Source organism: Natrinema sp. CBA1119, assembly GCF_002572525.1.
GTDB lineage: Archaea > Halobacteriota > Halobacteria > Halobacteriales > Natrialbaceae > Natrinema.
In genome coordinates, this window is the sequence record NZ_PDBS01000001.1 from 1,013,601 (window position 1) to 1,032,605 (window position 19,005).

Below are 19,005 nucleotides of genomic sequence, written 5' to 3' on the forward strand. Positions count from 1 at the left end.
ACACTCCCATCGCCCGGTTCCGAGTCGGACCAGTCCGCGGCTCTCGAACTGCAGTGTTTTATTCGAGCGGCCCCGAGGCTCGGCTATGGAGACGAGCTTTCGCCGACGCTCGAGACCGCCGGAGCGACCGCGCCTCGAGCCGCGGACGGACGGTGAGGATCGATGAGCGAACGACGGTGGAAATCGGTGTACGTCGCGGGGATCGCGCTCAACGCGATCGCGTTCGCGAACGCCGTCATGAACGGGTCGTGGCTGTTCGCCGGCGTGTTCGCGTTCGTCGCCGTGTACCTCGTGGTTCGACTGCGGATGGGGATCCCCGATACCAGTAGCAACAATTGAACCGTGCGATCGGGGGTGCAGCGCGTCACGCCGTCCCCGCCGCCAATGCGTCCCTTTTCAACGCCGCCGATCGAACGGGGGCGTATGAGAGCGCGTCGATCGCAGCCCGTCGAACCGGTGAGCGAACTGCGACTCGAGACCGGAACGAAGAGGGAGTTCGAATGAACGAACGACGGTTACGACCGGTGTATCTGGTCGCCGTCGGGCTCAGCGCGTACGCGTTCTGGTACTTCGCCTCGCTCGGCGACTATCTGTACGCCGGCCCGTTCGCGCTCGTGGTCGCGTTCTCCATCGCTCGCCTTCGGGTACTGACCGCCGACTCCTGACGGCCGAGCGTCGAGACGCTCGCGAATCCGCGGGAACGGACCCGAATGAGGTGAGACCGAAACGGTGAACCGCCGGGACGATCCGAGAAACGGAGAGTAGCTACGTCGAGTTCTCGCGGAAGACCCGGTACGCGCCCTGTCCGATCGCGACAGCTTTCGTCTCGCCGTCGGGTGCCGTACTCTCGACGGTGATCTCGCTGACGCCGACGCTGCCGCCGACCCGGATCACGTCCGCGGTCGCCACGAGATCCCCCGTCGCCGGCCGGAGGTAGTTGACGTTCAGGTTGATCGTCGCGATCCGCGTCCCGAAGGGATCGTCCATCGCCGTTCGCAGCGACAGGCCGCCAACGGTGTCGATAAGGGTGGCGGCGACGCCGCCGTGGAGATCCGCCTGCTCGTCGGGCGCGGCGTTCGGCCGCGTGTTCGTCAGTTTCTCGTCGTAGGGGATCGACATCGTCATCGTCCCCTCGCCGACGTTGTCGACGGTCGTGCCGAGCCACGAGAGGAACTCCTGATTCTCCTCGAGGAAGTACTGGAGCATCGCCTCCGGGTCGTCGAACTCGTCGACTGCATCCATCGTCGGCGCGCCGTCGGTCATAGCCATCCGTCTGTCGGCGACGGTCTTGACAGCTACGTTTCCAGACCTGTCCGTTGTCGGGCGTTCACTCGGCCGCGAACCGGAGACGACCTCGAGCGGACGGCCGGGGAGACGCTACCATCGTCGGTCCTGCGGCGGAGGACGGACTCAGTCAGGGACGTCACCGGTCTCCGCTCGAGCGAACGCGCACTCGAACCCGCTCGCCGCGTTCGAACTCGCGATCCGGACAGATCAGCTTTGCACCGAAGTCCTCGTCTCGAGCGTAGAACAGCGACAGCCCGGTGATGGCCTCGCCGTTCGCGGTGACGGTCACGTCGTCCCACGCGATCGTGCGGCCGTCGGCCACGCCGAGTCGGTCGCCGTTCAGCGAGACGACGTGATCGGCTCCGTTCCCCGCGGGCGAATCGGTCGGCTCGAGCAGTCCGCCGCCGTCGTAGTGTGGCAGTCCGCCGTCGAGGACGCCGCCACCGTCGGCTCGCACGCCGACGAACTCGGTTCCCGGGTCGGGGTGTGCGGGCGCGTCGAGGACCGCGTACGTGTCGCCGCTCGAGACGACTCGGCCGGTGCCGTCCCACTCGAGGGGGCGGACCGACACCCCGAGTTCGATCGGGAGCGATCCAGTCGCTCGATAGGGGTTCTGATCCAGCCCGCGAAAGCCGACGTGGAGGTGGTTGTCGACCCACGGCGCAAAGAAGCCGGCCCGGACGAGTCGGCCCAGCGAGTCGCCCGGTTCGACCCGGTCGCCCGCCTCGACCGAGGGATCGACGTGGAGGATTCGGACCGTCAGCCCGGACAGCGGGCTGGAATCCGCGGGCTCGAGCAGAATCAGGTGATCGTGCTCGGGCGCGTAGGGTTTCGGCGGCGCGCGGACGGTGCGCGTCTCCCGGACCGTGCCGGCGACCGGACTCGGCGCGGCGGTGGTTCGACCGTCGGTCAGCGTCCCGGGATACAAATCGATCGCACAGCCCCCGTCGTGGGCGGGGTACGGCGAGTTGTACAGCGAAAATCGCTCGTAGCGCGCCAGCACGGTCTCGGGAAGCGTGACGGCCATCGTTCATCGTGATCTGGACGGCGGGAGCGTTTAGTCTCACCGGGTTCAACGGTTCGGTATGCGCGTCGTTCGCGGACGGAGGGACACGCTCGCGGCCGACCGAGACGCGAGTCGACGGCTGCTCTCGATCGCCGCCGACGGCGGCGAGCCAGCCGTCCGCGTCTGGACGCCACACCGGCAGGTCGCCTTCGGTCGTCGGGACGCTTGTCTCGAAAGGTACGATCACGCCCGCGAGGCCGCACGCGGGAGAGGGTTTTCGCCGCTCGAGCGCGATGTCGGGGGGAGAGCGGTCGCCTACGACGGAACGACGACGCTGGCGTTCGCTCGCGCCGAACCGATCGCGGATATCCGGGCCGGAACGACCGAGCGCTACGAGCGGGCCACGGCCGATCTCGAGCGAGCACTCGACACGCTGGGCCTCGAGCCGACTCGAGGCGAACCCGACGACTCGTTCTGTCCCGGAACGCACTCGCTGTCGGTGGTGGACGCGAGCACCGGCGGGCGGCGACGGCGGAAGATCGTCGGCATCGCCCAGCGCGTCCGGCGGGGCGCTGCCCTCGTCGCCGGCGTCGTCCTCGTCGCGAACCGCGAGGAACTCGCGGGCGTGCTCGAGCCGGTCTACGACGCGCTCGGGGTGCCCCTCGAGCCGGCGTCGATAGGGACTATCGCGGATGCGGGCGGCCCCGCCGATCCGGCGAAGGTTCGGACCGTGATCGAGGACGCGCTGGTCGGCGACGCGACGGCCGTTTCGCTCGAGGGCGTCGGTGACGGAGACGAGAGGTGCCACTGAAAGTCAGTGGCTGAAAGACTGACGGTGAGTACAGGGTAACGACGTTTCACTCCGGGCTGACCAACCTACGTGCGGTGGCGCGCGCTGGGTCGCGGCGAACCGACAGTGAGCCGCGACCCGATTCTGCGCGAGGGATGAGTGAGCGAGTACAGCGAGCGAACGAATCGGCTGGGGAGGGCGTGGCGATTCCCTGGTGCCACGATAGCAGGACACTTCTTTCATCGAACTCACTACTGAGCATCCCGCTCAGCAAACTCCTGTAGTGAGCGACAGAACCGGCCGCGACGAGCGTGATCTCCACTCGAGCGAAGCGTTTTGAACGCGGCGGCCCGAGACGTGCCCGATGACACGACTGGTCGAACTCGAGGAGAGCGGGCCACGCAGACTCGAGCCGTCCGATATCGACGACGAAAAGGGGGATATCGCGGTCTGTCAGTGTGGACTGTCGGACTCGTTTCCGTTCTGTGACGGGAGCCATCGGGCGACGCGCGACGAGGACGACGACGCGACCTACGTCTACGAGGACGGCGAGCGCCGGGAAGTCGAACGGGTCGTGACGGTCGACGAAAGCGATGGGTAACGCTCCGTCGATCGACCCAAAAACCGAACTCGCGGTCCGTCACTCGAGTAACCGAGGCCCTCACATCGAACGCGCGGAGTTACAGACGACCAGCGCGCTGCTCGCGGCCATCGCGACGGCGGCGAACAGCGGGTTCAGGAGGCCGGCGACCGCCAGCGGGATCGCGACCGCGTTGTAGGCGAAGGCCCAGCCGAGGTTCTGGCGGATCCGCCGATGGGTGCTCGTCGCGATGTCGAACGTCTCCGCGACGGCCGTGAGATCGTCGCCGACGATCACCGCGTCGGCCGCGTCGGTCGCGAGCCGGGTCCCGCCGCCCATCGCGATCCCGACATCTGCGGCGGCCAGCGCGGGCGCGTCGTTGCTCCCGTCGCCGACCATCGCGACCGTTCCTCGAGCCCGAAGCCGGTCGACCGTTTCGGCCTTCGCTTCCGGCGGCACGCCGGCGAAGACCTCGTCGACGCCCTCGAGCGAGCGGAAGGCCTCGGTCGCCGGCCCCTCGTCACCGGTGAGGACGACGACCTCGCGCCCGTCGGCGAGCGTCTCGAGCGCGTCGTCCAGTTCCTCGCGGGGCGAGTCCCCGACGACGATCAGCCCGCGAGCCCGATCGTCCCAGCCGACGACGACGGGAACGCGACCGGCCGCGCGAGCGTCGTCGATCCGCGGCTCGAGGGCGTCGGGAACCGCGAGCCCGCGCTCCCGGAGGAAGTCGGGGTGGCCGACGACGACGCGCTCGCCGTCGACGAGGCCGCTGACGCCGCGGTCGGCGTGCTCGAATTCCTCGACGGCGCTGTTCGCGACGGTGTCGCTCGCCGCGCGGTCGGCCGCGGCGTCGGCCACGGCTTGCGCGATCGGATGCTCGGAGAGCGCTTCGACCGCGCCGGCGCGCCGGAGCAGTTCGTCGGCGTTCCGGTCACTCACACCTCCGTTGCCGCCGTCGGTCGCGCGAACGCCCTCGTCATCATCGTCGATCGCGTGAGCCCCTCCGTCGCCGTCGTCGACGGTGTGAACGCTCTCGACGGCCATCGTCCCCGTCGTGAGCGTTCCCGTCTTGTCGAGGACGACCACGTCGATGTCTGGCGCGTCCTCGAAGATCGTCTCCGCGGCGACGACGATACCCCGCTCGGCGGCGGTCTGAACGCCCGCGGCGATCGCCAGCGGGGTCGCGAGCCCGAGCGCGCACGGACAGGAGACGATCACGACCGTCAGCCCGAGCAACAATGCAGTCGACGCGCTCGAGCCGGTCGCGAGCGAGACGGCGGCCGTCCCGACGGCGAGGACGACCACCAGCGGAACGAAGACGGTCGCGAGTTTGTCAGCGAGCCGCTGGACGCCCGGCCGCGAACTCTGAATCGACCAGAGCAGGGAGACGAGCCGATCGAGAGTGCTCTCGGCCTCGTCGCCGACCGCGATGACGATCGGGGCGTCGGTGACGACGGTGCCGCCGCGGACGAAATCACCCGCACGCTTCCCGACGGGCAGGGATTCGCCGGTGATCAGCGACTCGTCGACGGCGGCGGATCCCTCTCGGATCTCGCCGTCGAGGGGAACCCGCTCGCCGGGTCGGACGAGGAGCCGGTCGCCGGGCTCGATGGCCTCGAGCGGGACGGTCTCGCCGCTCTCGAGGCGGGCCTCGTCGACCTGCTGCTCGGTCAGTTCGGCGAGCAGTCCGGTCGCGCGGCGCTTGACCGACGTCTCGTAGTGGGTGCCCGCGGTGACGACGAGGACGATTGCGACGGTGACATCGAAGTAGAGGTGGCTGTGACCGAGCAGTACGGCGACTGCGCTGTAGCCGTACGAGCCGAGCGCGGCCGTCGCCACGAGCAGGTCCATGTTCGGCCGACCCGCCCGGAGGCTGACGAACGCGCCCCGGAGGATCGGATAGCCGGTGTAGAAGAGGATGAACGACGTGAACAGCCAGATGTTCGCCGAGAGAAAGGCGGTCTCGTAGCCGCCGAAGTCGGCGACCGGCTCGAGGCCGAAGTAGGTCGGGTAGAGGAACAGGACGTACCACACCATGACCATCATCCCGAAGAAGCCGCCCAGCAAGAGCGGGGCGAGGCCGTCGTCGGCTCCCGCGTCACCGTCGGCGGCCGATCGATCGGCCGCGGTGTAGCCGTAGCCGGAGACGAGATCGGGAAGGTCGTCGGCTGCGAGCCGGTCGGGATCGTAGACGAGCCGGATCGTGTCCGTCGCGTAGCTCGCCGTCGCGCCGAGAACACCCGGTTCGCGCTCGGCGGTCGTCTCGAGGAAGGCCTCGCACGTCGAGCAGTGCATGCCATCGACCGCGAGGAAGGCGTCCTCGCCGTCGAGGTCGTCGAGATTGCGGTCGCGATCGCGGTCGTCCCCGACCCGGTCTCGCTGGTCGAGCCTCGATTGCACCGCCGACTCGTCCGGTGCATCGTCCGCTCGCTCGAGGGTTCGGTGGACCTCGAGACAGCCCCGACAGCAAAAGGTTCCGTTCACGTCGGAGGCAACGATCGGCTCCGCGGGAGTCGGCAGGTCACAGAGGTCGCAGGTGTCGGTGTCAGCGTCGGTACCGGCGCTCGGTTCGCCGGCCGCGCTCGAGCCGTCGGTCTCCGTTGTGGATCCGGACGAGCGCTCGGTCGGCGGTGAGTCCTGTGCCATCGTTAGAACAGTGGGGTGTACGGCAGCGGCAGGTGCGGGAGGTGGATTCCGTACAGCATCAGCCCGTGCGAGAGGGGGATGTAGCCGAGAACGATGAACGCTGCGCCCAGGCCGCGGTGGAGCCGAACGCGCGTCTCGGCGCCGATCGTGGTCATGACGGTGCCGTAGGCGAACAGCGTAGGGATCGTCCCGAGTCCGAGGACGCCCAGCGAGAGTGCTCCGCGCGTCGGCGAGCCGAGCGAGAACGCGTAGAGGTAGGCCGGGTAGATGATCGGACACGGCATGAGCCCGTGGACCGCGCCGAGCGCCACGATCCCCGGCGACGTCGCGAGTCGATCGACCCGACTCGAGAGCAGCCCCGAGAGGCGGCGGAACAGCGCGCCGACGACGGGGAGGTCGTGGCCGGGGACGGCAGTCCGCCCGCGCACGTAGTAGAGCCCGCTCGCGATGATCGCGATTCCGACGAGGATCCCCGTCGCGCCCCTGACGCCATCGCCGACCGCGGCGACGGCCTCGCTCGAGGCGATCGTGACCGCGCCCAGCAGGCCGAACAGGCCGCCGATGGCCGCGTAACTGGCCGTTCGACCGAGGTTGAACAGGGCGTGCTGGCGCACCTCGTAGCCAGTGAGCGTATCGTCGCGGCGCTTGTCGCTCGCGGCACCGATTCGGTCGGCGTAGGTCGTCACAAGCGGCCCGCACATTCCCAGGCAGTGTGCACCCGCGAGGAGTCCGACGACGAAGAGCACGAGCAGGTTTACACGCTCGAGTCCGGTCCCCGCTCCCGTGGCTTCGATCAGCGGAGGGACGGCCGAAAGCCGGCCGTATTCGAGTGGCGCGCCGAGTACGGGGGCGGTCGATGCGACTGACATGATATCACGAACGGTTACGAACGGTTACGGGCAGAGCCGTCACGATCGGTCACGAGCGGTGTCGATACGCGTGCGAGGGTTACGAGTGGTCACGAGCGGTATCGGTTCGAGTACAACGGGTGTCATCCGGCGGGACGAATCAACCGGCTGTGCCGTTTCCGTCGCCACCGTGGTCGTGTCCGTGGCCGTCGCCGTGCGTTCCCTCGACCGGCGACATCGCGAGGTACAGCGAGCCAATGATGAGAACTACGTTAACCGCGCTGACGACACCGGCAAGTCCCGAGTCGGTAACACCGTAGATAAGTACCGGGACGATCGCGAGCAGCCCCGCGGTCGCCGCGAGTCGGGGCGTGACTGTCTCGAGGGCCATACCGGTACTGGGAACGACTGACGTTTAATACCCCCTGCTATTTTCACGGTTCGGGAATAACGGCTGGCCGTAAGTCACCCCCTTACCCTACTCATCCGTATGAGCTCTCAAACACACCAACAGGATTCTGGAACGCATCAACAGGATCCCGAACACGTTCGCACGATCGGTCACGACGAGTATGATCCGATCGGGACGCTGATCCTGATCGCGATCTACTTCGTGATACTGGTATTGCTGTGGCTGTTCATGTATTTCGTCGAGTTTCTCGGAAACGGCCCGACCGTGATCGGCGCGCTCCTCACGGTGGTGGGGCTGGCATGAACATTCACACCTACGAGAAGGTCTGGCTGGTCGCGTCGATGGTGTTGATCGTCGGCTTCATCGCGACGATCACGTACGGCGCGATCGGCCCCGGCATCGCGATGATAAACGACGAGGGCGGTGACATCAGTCCGGACGCTATCGCCGACGACGAGCGGTTCGACGACCCCGGCGTCGAACACGTCGGCGGCAACGAGTACGAGGTGGCCGTCATCGCGCAGGCGTGGTCGTACTCACCGAGCGAGATCGAAGTGCCGGCCAATAGCGAGGTCACGTTTTACGTCACGAGCCTGGACGTGACACACAGCTTCTCCGTCGTCGGGACGAACGTCAACACGATGGTCGTCCCCGGACAGGTCTCGGAGATGACAGTCCAGTTCGACGAACCGGGGGAGTACGGCATTCTCTGTAACGAGTACTGCGGGGAGTTCCACCACACGATGGAGGGGAAACTGAACGTCGTCCCCGAAGACGAGTTCGACCTGACCGAGCTGTCCGTCGAGGCCCCCGACGAGGTCGCGGCGGGTAACGAGACAACGATCAACGCGACCGTGTCAAACGGGATGCAAACCGACCTCGAGACGACCGCGACCCTCGAGATCGGCGACCAGACGGACGAGCGCGATGTGACGGTCTCGGGCGACAGTAGCGAGACCGTCGAGTTCCCGGTCGACACCGCCGAACTGGAGCCAGGCGAGTACGACTGGACGGTCACCGTCGACGGCTACGAGGAGACCGGAACGCTCTCGATCACCGACGCGACCGCCGGCGGTGACGGCGGTTCCGACGGAGGTGACGGCGATGCGTAACGCCTACGTCGACCAGTTCCCGACCGAAGCGCGCGTGATCAAGGCGGCGTTCTGGAGCTCCTTCATCGCGCTGGCGATCGGCGGCTCGCTCGGCCTCGTGCAGGCGCTCCACCGGACGGACGTCTTCCGGTTCCTCGAGTCGCCGGACTACTATACCGTCCTGACCGCCCACGGCGTCTTGCTGGCGATCTCGTTCACGATCTTCTTCCTCGTAGGAGTCTTTACCTGGGCGGTGACGACCAGCCTCGATCGCGGTGTCGAAGACATTCGATTCACGTGGGGCTGGTACGCCATGATGGTGGTCGGAACGGTGCTGGTCGGCGTCACGATCTTCGCCGGATTCCTCGAGGAACCGCCCGTGGTTCTCGGCTCGGAACTGTACGCGGACGTCCTCTTTACGTTCTACGCGCCGCTGCAGGCACACCCCTTCTTTTACATCGGGCTGGTGCTGTTCGTCGTCGGCTCTTGGCTCGCCGGGGTCGACTGGTTCCGAACGTGGTGGGCCTGGCGGAGCGAGAACCCCGACGAACGGATCCCGCTCCCGACGTTCATGGTGTTGACGACGACGCTGTTCTGGTACATCTGTACGCTTGGCGTCGCGCTGTCGATACTCGTCTTCTTGCTGCCGTGGTCGCTGGGGCTCGTCGACTCCGTCAATCCGCTGTTGACCAGAACGCTGTTCTGGTACTTCGGACACGCCGTCGTCTACTTCTGGCTCATGCCGACGTACATCCTGTGGTACACGATGTTGCCGAAGTTCTCCGGCGGCAAACTGTTCAGCGACCCGCTCGCACGCGTCGTCTTCGTGCTGTTCCTGTTGCTCTCGACGCCGCTGGGCATTCACCACCAGTACCTGGATCCGGGCATCGCTGAAGGGTTCAAGTTCATCGCGATGACGAACACGATGTTCCTCCTCCTGCCGAGTCTGCTCACCGCCTTTACCGTCGTCGCCAGCATGGAACACGGTGCGCGCCAGCGCGGCGGCGAGGGCTACGTCGGCTGGCTCACGGCGCTGCCCTGGCGCGATCCGATCTTTACCGGCATGGCGCTCGCTGGGCTGATGTTCGCCGCGGCCGGCTTCTCCGGCATGATCAACGCGGGGATGAACATCAACTACCTCGTCCACAACACGTGGTGGGTCGTCGGCCACTTCCATCTGACCGTCGGCACCGCCGTTGCGTTGACCTTCATGGCGTCCGCCTACTGGTTCATTCCGCAGTTGACCGGTAAGGAGCTCTGGAACCGCTCGGTCGCGCTGGGGCAGGTACTGCTCTGGTTTATCGGAATGACGTTCATGTCGAACGCGATGCACCGATCCGGGCTGTTCGGAATGCCCCGCCGGACCGCCGAACCGCAGTACCAGGGCTTCGAGTTCGAGCCCGCCGTGGGCACCGTCGGCGAGATCAACGCGCAGGTCGCCCTCGGCGCGGTGTTACTGACCGTGTCGCTGGCCCTGTTCCTCCTGAACATGGTCATGACCTCGTTCAACGAGACCAGCGACGCGATCCCCGACAACACCTTTGCCGGCACGCTCTCGGGCCCCGAGGACTCGCCGGCCATCCTCGACAACCTCGCGCTCTGGACCGCGATCGCCGTCGTCCTCGTGATCTTCGCGTACACGCTCCCGCTGGCGAGCATCATCGACGGGAGCGGTCTGTTCGGCTCCGATATCGACGGCTTCCAGCTCGGCATCGAGACCGGTCGCGCACTCGTCCTCGAGTCCATCCGGGAGGTGGTCCCCTAGATGCGCATCTCGAAGGGCGCGCTGTTGGTCGTTATCGCCGTCCTCGTGCCAGTTATCGTCGAGCTCCGAACGGCCCTCTCGTGGTTCGGCATCGAACTGTCCATCCTCGAGTCGCTCGGGCTGAGCGCAGTGCTCATCCTCGGGCTGGTGCTCTGGGCGGTGTGGCCGCCCGACGGTGACGCCGAGGCCGACCCCTCAAGTTCGAACTGAGGCTCGCGCTGTTTCTTGCTCGGTTCTCCGTTTACTACGCATCGGGGAGTATCGGAGACGGTCATGATTCGGAAGACAGGACCAAGAGACACGACCGAATCGAGAATTACGAACCGCCCCGGGTGGCGACGATACACCCTCTCAGAACGCGTCGCGTTCCCGAAGCCGATCGACCACGTCTCGGACCCGCTGCGATGCTCCCCGCGGCGCGACGAGGATCCGATCGTCGAACGCGGCGACGATCAACTCATCAACCTCGAGCAGTGAGACGTGTGAATCGGGCGCGGCGACGACGTTGTCCGCCGCGTCGATCGAGCGGACGTCTCCCGCGACGGTATCGTTCGCCGCGTCGTTCGCGTCGCCGTCAGCGCCCGTCTCGAGCGCTCGTCCGACCGCGTCCCACGTCCCGAGGTCGTCCCACTCGACGGACAGCGGCGTCAGGAAGACGTCGGTCGCGCGCTCCATGATCGCGTAATCCACGCTGACCGACTCGACCGCGTCGAAGCCCCGCTCCGGCTCGCCGTCCTCGAGCGCGTCGACCAGCGGTGCGAGCGGCGAGTCGCGCGCTTCCCGCAGTAACGCACCGGGCGTCCAGGCGAAGATCCCGGCGTTCCAGTACGCGCCGGACTCGAGGAGCCCCTTTGCGCCCGTTCGGTCCGGCTTTTCGGTGAACCGCTCGACTGCGGCGTACGCGTCGCGCTCGCCGAAATCTCCCCGTTCGGGAACGATGTAGCCGTAGCCCGTCGCTGGCCGCGTCGGCTCGACGCCCAGCGTGACCAGCCCGTCCGTTTCGGCCGCGATTTCGGCCGCGCGCTCGAGCCGTGTGGCAAACGCCGCGTCGTCGGTGACGTGGTGGTCACTGGGGAGACAGACCAGGACTGGCTCCCGATCGAACCGCTCGCGGAGCCGCCAGGCGGCGTAGACCAGCGCCGGGCCGGTGTCCTTGCCGTCGGGTTCGACCAGCACGCCCGCTTCGGGTGCGTGCTCGTGGATATCGTCCGCAAAAGCGTCGCGGGTCAGGACGTAGCGTTCGTCGGCAAACGCAGTCCGAGCCATCGTCCCCGAGAGCAGCGAGCGCTCGCCATCGAACGCGAAGAACTGTTTCGGCCGGTCGCTTCGGCTCGCGGGGTAGAGTCGGCTGCCGATGCCGCCGGCGAGGACGCAGGCGACGATTGGCCGATCCATGTTACCAGGTCTCGATTCGTCCTTCGCGGACGTCCTCCGCACATCCCTCGCAGTCGGGGTGGCCCGCCTCGTAACAGGCCGGCCGGTACTCGTCGTCGAGCTTCGCCGCCCGCTGTTCGGCGTAGCGCCGACAGACGATCTTCGCCCGCCCCGCATCGTCCGACGGCAACTCGCGGGCGTTTTTCGCCACCTCGTAGGCCTCGCGGGCCTCCTCGAGTTGGCCGTCGGTCGATCTGCGAAGCTCCTCGAACTGTTCGCCCGCGCCCTGCAGCGTCGAGCGCAGGATCCGCTCGAGCCGACGCCGATCCGCCATTGGACACCCGTTCGACCGGCGGGCACATAGGCCCGTCGGCGACGGCGGCCGTCGGAGTCGGCGACGCGGAATCGATGACAACGACTTTGCCCGACTCTCCCGTCGAGTACGGACATGGATGTCCGCGACGCGCTCCGGGGGATCACCTGTCCGACGGTAACGCCCTTCGACGACGGATCGATCGACGAAACGGCCCTCACTGGTTTGCTCGAGCACCTGCAGTCGGGCGGCATCGACGCCGTCTTCCCCTGCGGGACGACCGGCGAATTTCCGAGTTTGACGGCCGGCGAGCAGCGTCGCGTCGTCGAGGCGACCGTCGAGCGCGCCGACGTCCCCGTCGTCGCGGGCGCCGCGGCGACGAGCGTCGACGACACGTTCGCGGCCATCGACCGCGCCGCCGACGCTGGGGCCGACGCCGCCGCCATCGTCGCGCCCTATTTCACCACCGCGAACGCGCCCGACGGGAATCGGCGGTTCTTCGAGGCCGTCCTCGAGGACGCGTCGCTCCCCGTTCTACTGTACAATATCCCGCAGTGTACGGGCCAGCGCATCGAGCCCGAGACCGTCGCCGCCGTCGCGGCCCACGAGCGAGCGATCGGAATCAAGGACTCGAGCGGCGACCTCGAGTACTTCCTGTCCGTGCTCGCGAAGACGCCCGACGAGTTCCTGTGTCTCCAGGGGTACGACGCGCTGTTGGTCCCCGCGCTGCGGATGGGCGCCGACGGCGGGATCAACGCGCTCTCGAACGTCGTCCCCGCGGTCCTTCGGGAAGCGTTCGAGCGAGCCGAGGACGACCGCGGTCGGGAGCTCCAGCGCGACGCGATCTCCCCGCTGTTCGAGGCGTGTACGACCCACGGCTTCGCCCCGGCGACGAAGACGGCGCTGGCCGAGCGCGGCGTCATCCCCGCCGACGAGGTCCGCCCGCCGCTGGTCGCCGTCGACGACGCGGGTACCGAAGCGATCAGTGGCGCGCTCGAGGCCGCGCTCGCGGTCGGCGAGCAGTAGCGAGAGCGGGTGTATCAGAGAACTGCGCGGCCGGGAAAGAAAGCGTACGATTAGCAGTAGTAGACCCAGAAGGTGTGGTCATTCGAACACTCGATTTCCGTGTGGTCACCGAACGCGGCGACGTACGGACTGATTTTCAGTTCCATGTCCCGTTCCGGGACTGGAATGGTACTGTGCTCTCCGCACTGTGGACACGCGATTTCTCGAGTTTCTTGTACTTGCATCGGCGCTGATCACGTATTATACGTCACGAATGATAATGAACTGCACCTCACACTACCTGATAGGTTCGCAGTCACGCACTCAACTGAATGGAACAGTGGGTTCTGCGAGTGACTGAGTGAGATGAAGAGACCCGCTATCGTGGCAACAGGGAATCGCCACGCCCTCCCCAGCCGATTTCTGCTCACGGGCGCGCAGCGCCCGTTCGCATCGTTCGCGGGACCTCCGGTCCCGCGCTAACGCTCACGCCTTCCGGCGTTCGCTCATCCACTGGAAGACGCTTTGCGTCTTCCAAGCCATTCGCTCACAAAGTTCGCGAAGACCTCGCGCAGTGTCATCGGCCACCCTCACTGTGCTCACGGTTCCCTGCGGTCACCGCTCGCTTTCCGAGGCGCTCACTGTGTTCGCGCCTCGCGACGTTCGGCCGGCCGACAGCGCGCGCCACCGCATGCCAAGTGGCCAGTCTGGAGTGAAACGTGGTTTCCCTCTACTGAGCGATTCATCGATTCGAAGAGCAGTGGTGTGCGACGAGTTCTATGATACCCTGGCGATAGAACCAACTGAAACGAGTTACACCCGATCGCCAGACCGGCGGTGCTCCATCGACGCCCGCTTGCGGTTTCTTTCGCCGACGTTCACTTCCGCTCCGGTGGCGGTACTTTAAATACTATCGGGCGCGAACGGACGTATGCCTCCCAATGAAACCAAAGAGGAGGCGAGAAACAATGAGCGACGTACGACAACACGCGGACGACATACACGAGCAGTTTTCGGACCACCTCGACGACGTGAGCGTCGAGGACGTCGAAGAGCGCCTGACCACGCTCGTCGACGAATACAAAGTACCGATCGACGAGGCGCGCCGGAGCGTCACCAACCACTACCTCGAGGAGGCCGGCCTCGAGCGCGAGGATATCTCGAGCGGCGACAGCGAGGAGGCCAACGTCGAGGACGTCGACGAACCCGAGGAGTGGATCGACCTGACCGCCAAGGTCATCGAACTCTGGGATCCCCGCAGCGACTCGGTCGCGCAGGTCGGCCTGCTCGGCGACCCGACGGGGACGATCAAGTTCACCAAGTGGGCCAAGTCCGACCTCCCAGCGCTCGAGGAGGGCGGCGTCTACGAACTTCGCAACGTCGTCACCGACGAGTACCAGGGCCGGTACTCGGTCAAACTCAACTCGACGACGGTGATCGAGGAACTCGACGACGACCTCGAGGTCGGCAACGACACCAGCGAGATCGAGGGCGCACTGGTCGACATGCAAAGCGGCAGCGGCCTCATCAAGCGCTGCCCGGAGGAGGACTGCACGCGCGTCCTCCAGAACGGCCGCTGTAACGAACACGGCGAGGGCGAAGGGGAGTTCGACCTCCGCATCAAGGCCGTCGTCGACGACGGCATCGACGCACACGAGGTCATCTTCGACAAGGACGCCACCGAGGACCTGACGGGGCTGAGCCTCGAGGAGGCCAAGGACATGGCGATGGACGCGCTCGATACGACCGTCGTCGCCGACGAGATCAGGGATGATATCGTCGGTACCTACTACCGCATCGAGGGGCCGACGTTCGGCCGCTACGTGCTGGCCGACGACGTCGAGGAACTCGACGGGCCGGTGGATGCAGAGGAACTGCTGATCAAAGCGAGGTCGATGTGATATGAGCCAGTCAGAACTCACCCGCGAAGTCGCCCGCCGCGTCTTCGCCTCCGAATTCAACGACTCGACGTACACCTTCAAAGAGAGCGACGACGAGCGCGCGCCAAACTACGCGCTGCTCCCGACGGGCGACCGCGCCAACCGCGTGTTCGTCGTCGGCACCCTCACCGAGACCGAGGACGTCGGCGACGAAAGCGAGTACTGGCGCGGCCGGGTCGTCGACCCGACCGGGACGTTCTTCGTCTACGCCGGGCAGTACCAGCCCGAGGCCGCCTCGGTCCTGCGGGACACGGAGCCCCCGGCCTACGTCTCCATCGTCGGCAAACCCCGCACCTACGAGACCGACGACGGCACCGTCAACGTCTCCCTGCGGCCCGAGTCCATCTCGATCGTCGACGACGCGACCCGCGACCGCTGGGTCGTCGAAGCCGCCGAGCTCACCCTCGATCGCATCGAGGCGTTCGAAGAGTGGGAAGCCGAGCAGGAAGCGCCGGAAAGCGGCTCGACCGCACCGACGAACGAATACGCCGAGATGGCTCGCGAGCGGTACGACTCTCCCGTCGTCAACTACCGCAACGACGTCATCCAGGCACTCGAGAGCCTCGAGACCGTCGAAGAAGAGGAAGCAGACGACCCGGAAGCGACGGTCTAAGCACTGAGCGCGGCCAGCTCGATTCTTTGTTTTTACGCCGATAGCAGCTACCAGGTGAGCTAGAGGATTTCCTCGAGCATCGCACCGATCGCCACGAACTCGTCGTCGGTGACTTCGTGACCCGTCTCGGGATAGCACCGCTCGTCGACCGTGGCGTCCGCCCGCTCGAACAGCCGGACCGTCTCGGCGATGTGCTCAGGACCCACGTGCGGGTCGTCTTCGCCGTAGCCGAGGAGGATCGGCGTTTCCTCGAGCGAGCCGTCGATAGCGCTCGAACGGATCTCCTCGGCCGTGCCGGGCAGCGATCCGGAGAGGACGGCGAGGCCACCGTAGCGGGCCGGGTTTCGGCGGACGAACGCCGCGGCGACGCAGGCACCCTGCGAGAAGCCGGCGATGACGGTCCGTTCGGGCGGCACGTCGATCGCTCGCGCGCTCTTCAGTGCGGCCGCCACGCAGTCGACGCTCGAGGAGAGCCACGGTTCGTTGTCGGCTCGCGGGGCCGTCGACGGTCGCGGATACCAGCGGCTCCGTTCGGCCTGCGGTGCGAGGATTGCGACGCCGTGTCGGTGGACCGGTTCCGTGAGGTTGACAACGCCCTGAGCGGTCGCGCCGCGACCGTGACAGAGCACGAGCGCCGCGTTCGCGGCCAGCGCGGGCGCACCGGCGGTGAGCAGTGGCTGGCCGGCGTGGGGTCTCGAGACGGCGTCCATCGGCCGGCCCGACTCCGCCCTCGTCATCGGTTCTCGCCCCGTCCCGTCGGTTCTCGGCCCGTCGGAACCGTCAGTTCCGGTAGTTGGCTCTCGATCAGGTCGCGGTCCGCCTCGAACCACTCGGGCAGAAACAGCGATTCGCCCGGTTCTTCGCTGTCTTCGCTCGCCGCGACGCCGTCGGTTTCGGTCGCCAGTTCGAAGAGGATGCCGCCGGGCTCGCGGACGTACAGCGAGTGGAAGACGTGGCGATCCTTGACGCGGGAGACATCGTAGCCGCGGTCGTCGAACAGCTCCCGCCACTCGTGGAGGTCGTCTTCGGATTCGACGCGGACCGCGACGTGGTGGAGGGTCCCCTGCCCTTCGCGGCCGAAGGGCGCGTCCCGGTCGAGTACGTCCACGACGGTGGCTCGCGACCCGGAGGCGCGGTACCGAATCCGATCGCCGTCTTCCGCGTCGTGCTCGAACCCCAGCGTCTCGAGCGTACCCGCGGTCGCGTACGGGTTGACCGACAGCGTCGCGACGCTGTGGAGGCCGCGGATCGCGTGCTCGATCGGTACCGGCCCCGCCGTCCAGAGCTCGACGCCGCTCGATAGCTGCGGACCGGCCACGAGTTCGATTCGCGTGCCTGAGGGGTCTTCGAATCGCAGGACCCGCTCGTCGAATCGCTCGAGCGGCCCCTCCACCGCGATGTCGCAGTCCTCGAGTCTCGTTTTCCAGTACTCGAGGGAGTCGGACGGAATCCCGAACGAGACCGATTCGATCTGGGGGGTCCCGGGCCGACCGGGATCGCCGTAGGGATCCGGGAAGTGCGTCAGCACCGTTCCCGGCGTCCCGTTCGCGTCGCCGAAGTAGAGGTGGTGTTGCAGGATGTCCTCGAAGTTCACGGTCTGCGTGACGAGCCGGAGGCCGAGCACGCCGCTGTAGAAGTCGATCGCCGCCTGGGCGTCCCCGACGATCCCGGTCACGTGGTGGAGTCCCGGCGTGTCGGACAGCATGAGGCGTTCGTACGCGCTCGAGATGAATAGCCTGCCGGGTCGGCCGACGGGTCGAGCGAGCGCGACCGACCTCCTGTCTGACAAATGGTTAAGTGCCGTGAACGACGACTAGGGGTATCCATGGGGAACAAGAACAAGACCATCTCGTTTCGGGTCAACGAGGACGCGTTCGAGGCGCTCCAGGCGATCGCCGAGGAGCGCGATATCTCGCTGTCCGCCGTCTTCCGGGACTACGTCGACCAGCTCGTCGAGCACGACGGCCGGATCGAGGTCGTCCCCGAAACCGAGCTACAGGCTCGGACCGCCCCAGCGGACGACGAGGAAGACGTCTCGTTCCCGCCGACCGTCGAAGTCCCGAAGCGCTTCATCCGCGAACACGAGCGACTGGAACTCGAGGCCGAGCACCTCCGGGAGCAACTCGACGAGTACAAGGGGTACGTCAACGACCTGCAAGATCGCCTCGAGGACGAGGAAGAGGAGGTACTACTGCTCGACGAGTTAGACGACGAGGACGAGGACGAACCCTACCAACTCGGGTAGCGCGGTGCGCTCGAGCGAGGCGGGTAGCAAAACAGGGCGGTGAACATCCTCGATTGGTTTCGGTAGTAGACCGAGTGAAGGCAGTTTCGTGATCCGTCGTTCTGACCGTTCGCTTCTCGTGGCGCTTCCGGCGCTGTCGCGTTGCAGTTCACCGGACACTGTCTCCCTCGAGGGGTAGAAGAGGGTTTCGAGCCCGTTGACGTTGCTCGTCGTCCGACGAATCGCGATGACGCAAGTCTTATGTACATATGAGTACGTCGATGTACAATAATGAACTCCGATACGGAGCTCGCTCCCGCGGTGCAGTCGATACTCGAGGCCGCCCGGGAGCGCGCTGGCGGTGAGGACGACGTGACCGTCGACGCGCGTTCGCTGCCCGACGCACTGGCGCGGGCGGCGGCGGACGGGCGAGTCCCGGTGATCGCGGAGGTGAAACCGACGAGTCCGACGGCCGAGGGTACTCGAGCCGACGATCCCGTCGAACTGGCCGAAGCGATGGTCGAGGGCGGCGCGGCGGCGATCTCCGTCCTCACGGAACCGACTCATTTCGGCGGCTCGTCCGAAGCGCTGACCCGCATTCGAGCGGCCGTCGACGTCCCCGTCTTGCGCAAGGACTTCGTCCTCGATGAGGACGGAATGGACGTCGTCGCAGCGGATCTCTTGTTGTTGATCGTCAGATTCGTGGACGATCTCGAGGGACTCGTCGACGCGGCCCGCGAGCGCGGGTTTCAACCCCTCGTGGAGGTCCACGACCGCGCGGAACTCGAGACCGCACTCGAGGCGGGGGCCGAAATCATCGGCGTCAACAACCGTGATCTGGCGAACCTCGAGGTCGACCTCGAAACCTTCGAGTCAGTCGCGCCCGAGGTGCCGGACGACGTGACGCTGATCGCCGAGAGCGGCGTGTCGTCGCCGGCCGATGTGCGGCGGATGCGCGAGGCGGGTGCCGACGCGTTGCTGGTCGGCAGCGCCATCATGGACCACGGCGCGGGCGACAGCGACGTGACGGAGAACACGCGACGACTCACGCGGGCGGAGTCAGCGGAGACGGCGTCAGCGGACGCGAGGACGGAGACGGACCAGACATGAG

23 protein-coding genes are annotated in these 19,005 nt (G+C 66.6%); 13 read left to right on the forward strand and 10 right to left on the reverse strand.

What is annotated here, in order from left to right; all coding sequences use genetic code 11:
- Positions 1-162: 162 nt before the first annotated feature.
- Positions 163-339, forward strand: a complete 177-nt coding sequence (locus CP556_RS25815) for a hypothetical protein (protein WP_176548124.1) — start codon at positions 163-165, stop codon at positions 337-339.
- A 161-nt stretch (positions 340-500) separates the two neighbouring features.
- Positions 501-665, forward strand: coding sequence for a hypothetical protein (locus CP556_RS25820; protein ID WP_176548125.1), 165 nt, complete (start codon positions 501-503; stop codon positions 663-665).
- A gap of 100 nt (positions 666-765) precedes the next feature.
- Here the strand turns inward: CP556_RS25820 and CP556_RS04980 are convergent, their stop codons facing one another.
- Positions 766-1,263 carry a PaaI family thioesterase gene (locus CP556_RS04980; RefSeq protein WP_098724610.1) on the reverse strand — a complete coding sequence of 166 codons (498 nt, stop codon included), beginning with the start codon at positions 1,261-1,263 and terminating at the stop codon, positions 766-768.
- A 160-nt stretch (positions 1,264-1,423) separates the two neighbouring features.
- Positions 1,424-2,314: a DUF8155 domain-containing protein gene (locus tag CP556_RS04985; RefSeq protein ID WP_098724611.1), complete on the reverse strand. Its 891-nt coding sequence runs from the start codon at positions 2,312-2,314 to the stop codon at positions 1,424-1,426.
- A 58-nt stretch (positions 2,315-2,372) separates the two neighbouring features.
- Here CP556_RS04985 and CP556_RS04990 point away from each other — a divergent pair, with 58 nt between their 5' ends.
- Together CP556_RS04990 and CP556_RS04995 are read left to right on the forward strand one after the other, a co-directional pair.
- Positions 2,373-3,104: a lipoyl protein ligase domain-containing protein gene (locus CP556_RS04990; protein WP_098724612.1), complete on the forward strand. Its 732-nt coding sequence runs from the start codon at positions 2,373-2,375 to the stop codon at positions 3,102-3,104.
- Positions 3,105-3,447: 343 nt separating this feature from the next.
- The gene (locus CP556_RS04995; protein ID WP_098724613.1) at positions 3,448-3,684 is read left to right on the forward strand and encodes a CDGSH iron-sulfur domain-containing protein; all 237 of its coding nucleotides are present in this window, start codon (positions 3,448-3,450) and stop codon (positions 3,682-3,684) included.
- 60 nt (positions 3,685-3,744) lie between these two features.
- Here CP556_RS04995 and CP556_RS05000 read toward each other — a convergent pair whose 3' ends face one another.
- From CP556_RS05000 to CP556_RS05010, 3 genes are all read right to left on the reverse strand, one after another.
- Entirely contained in the window at positions 3,745-6,309 is a 2,565-nt protein-coding gene (locus tag CP556_RS05000; protein ID WP_098724614.1) for a heavy metal translocating P-type ATPase, read from the reverse strand.
- A gap of 2 nt (positions 6,310-6,311) precedes the next feature.
- Positions 6,312-7,178 carry a sulfite exporter TauE/SafE family protein gene (locus CP556_RS05005; protein WP_098724615.1) on the reverse strand — a complete coding sequence of 289 codons (867 nt, stop codon included), beginning with the start codon at positions 7,176-7,178 and terminating at the stop codon, positions 6,312-6,314.
- A gap of 139 nt (positions 7,179-7,317) precedes the next feature.
- Positions 7,318-7,548, reverse strand: coding sequence for a DUF8131 family protein (locus CP556_RS05010; RefSeq protein ID WP_098724616.1), 231 nt, complete (start codon positions 7,546-7,548; stop codon positions 7,318-7,320).
- A gap of 99 nt (positions 7,549-7,647) precedes the next feature.
- On the opposite strand from CP556_RS05010, the gene CP556_RS05015 reads away from it, so the two are divergent.
- Genes CP556_RS05015 through CP556_RS05030 form a run of 4 tightly spaced genes read left to right on the forward strand, consistent with a single transcriptional unit; the run spans position 7,648 to position 10,635 of the window.
- The gene (locus CP556_RS05015; protein WP_098724617.1) at positions 7,648-7,872 is read left to right on the forward strand and encodes a hypothetical protein; all 225 of its coding nucleotides are present in this window, start codon (positions 7,648-7,650) and stop codon (positions 7,870-7,872) included.
- Positions 7,869-8,681 (forward strand): cytochrome c oxidase subunit II, encoded by an 813-nt coding sequence (locus CP556_RS05020; protein WP_098724618.1) that lies wholly within the window; start codon positions 7,869-7,871, stop codon positions 8,679-8,681. The genes CP556_RS05015 and CP556_RS05020 overlap by 4 nt, the downstream gene beginning before the upstream one ends.
- Positions 8,674-10,425, forward strand: a complete 1,752-nt coding sequence (locus tag CP556_RS05025; protein ID WP_098727289.1) for a b(o/a)3-type cytochrome-c oxidase subunit 1 — start codon at positions 8,674-8,676, stop codon at positions 10,423-10,425. The genes CP556_RS05020 and CP556_RS05025 overlap by 8 nt, the downstream gene beginning before the upstream one ends.
- Positions 10,426-10,635 carry a CbaC protein gene (locus CP556_RS05030; RefSeq protein ID WP_098724619.1) on the forward strand — a complete coding sequence of 70 codons (210 nt, stop codon included), beginning with the start codon at positions 10,426-10,428 and terminating at the stop codon, positions 10,633-10,635.
- A gap of 141 nt (positions 10,636-10,776) precedes the next feature.
- Here the strand turns inward: CP556_RS05030 and CP556_RS05035 are convergent, their stop codons facing one another.
- Entirely contained in the window at positions 10,777-11,820 is a 1,044-nt protein-coding gene (locus tag CP556_RS05035) for a mannose-1-phosphate guanylyltransferase (protein WP_098724620.1), read from the reverse strand.
- A gap of 1 nt (position 11,821) precedes the next feature.
- Entirely contained in the window at positions 11,822-12,133 is a 312-nt protein-coding gene (locus CP556_RS05040) for a DUF7091 family protein (RefSeq protein WP_098724621.1), read from the reverse strand.
- A 114-nt stretch (positions 12,134-12,247) separates the two neighbouring features.
- Between CP556_RS05040 and CP556_RS05045 the strand changes: the two genes are divergently transcribed.
- Complete coding sequence (locus CP556_RS05045) at positions 12,248-13,138, forward strand: dihydrodipicolinate synthase family protein (RefSeq protein ID WP_098724622.1); 891 nt, start codon at positions 12,248-12,250, stop codon at positions 13,136-13,138.
- 50 nt (positions 13,139-13,188) lie between these two features.
- Here CP556_RS05045 and CP556_RS25825 read toward each other — a convergent pair whose 3' ends face one another.
- Complete coding sequence (locus CP556_RS25825) at positions 13,189-13,362, reverse strand: hypothetical protein (RefSeq protein ID WP_176548126.1); 174 nt, start codon at positions 13,360-13,362, stop codon at positions 13,189-13,191.
- Positions 13,363-14,085: 723 nt separating this feature from the next.
- Between CP556_RS25825 and CP556_RS05050 the strand changes: the two genes are divergently transcribed.
- Together CP556_RS05050 and CP556_RS05055 are read left to right on the forward strand one after the other, a co-directional pair.
- Positions 14,086-15,018, forward strand: coding sequence for a replication factor A (locus CP556_RS05050; RefSeq protein WP_098724623.1), 933 nt, complete (start codon positions 14,086-14,088; stop codon positions 15,016-15,018).
- A gap of 1 nt (position 15,019) precedes the next feature.
- Entirely contained in the window at positions 15,020-15,670 is a 651-nt protein-coding gene (locus CP556_RS05055) for an RPA family protein (protein ID WP_098724624.1), read from the forward strand.
- 59 nt (positions 15,671-15,729) lie between these two features.
- Here the strand turns inward: CP556_RS05055 and CP556_RS05060 are convergent, their stop codons facing one another.
- Positions 15,730-16,407, reverse strand: coding sequence for an alpha/beta hydrolase (locus tag CP556_RS05060; RefSeq protein ID WP_098724625.1), 678 nt, complete (start codon positions 16,405-16,407; stop codon positions 15,730-15,732).
- Positions 16,404-17,375, reverse strand: coding sequence for a VOC family protein (locus tag CP556_RS05065; RefSeq protein ID WP_098724626.1), 972 nt, complete (start codon positions 17,373-17,375; stop codon positions 16,404-16,406). Before CP556_RS05065 ends, CP556_RS05060 begins: the two co-directional genes overlap by 4 nt.
- Before the next feature lie 120 nt (positions 17,376-17,495).
- On the opposite strand from CP556_RS05065, the gene CP556_RS05070 reads away from it, so the two are divergent.
- The gene (locus tag CP556_RS05070; protein ID WP_098724627.1) at positions 17,496-17,915 is read left to right on the forward strand and encodes a DUF8146 domain-containing protein; all 420 of its coding nucleotides are present in this window, start codon (positions 17,496-17,498) and stop codon (positions 17,913-17,915) included.
- Between the two features lie 270 nt (positions 17,916-18,185).
- Positions 18,186-19,004, forward strand: a complete 819-nt coding sequence (gene trpC, locus CP556_RS05075) for an indole-3-glycerol phosphate synthase (RefSeq protein WP_098724628.1) — start codon at positions 18,186-18,188, stop codon at positions 19,002-19,004.
- Position 19,005 lies beyond the last annotated feature (1 nt).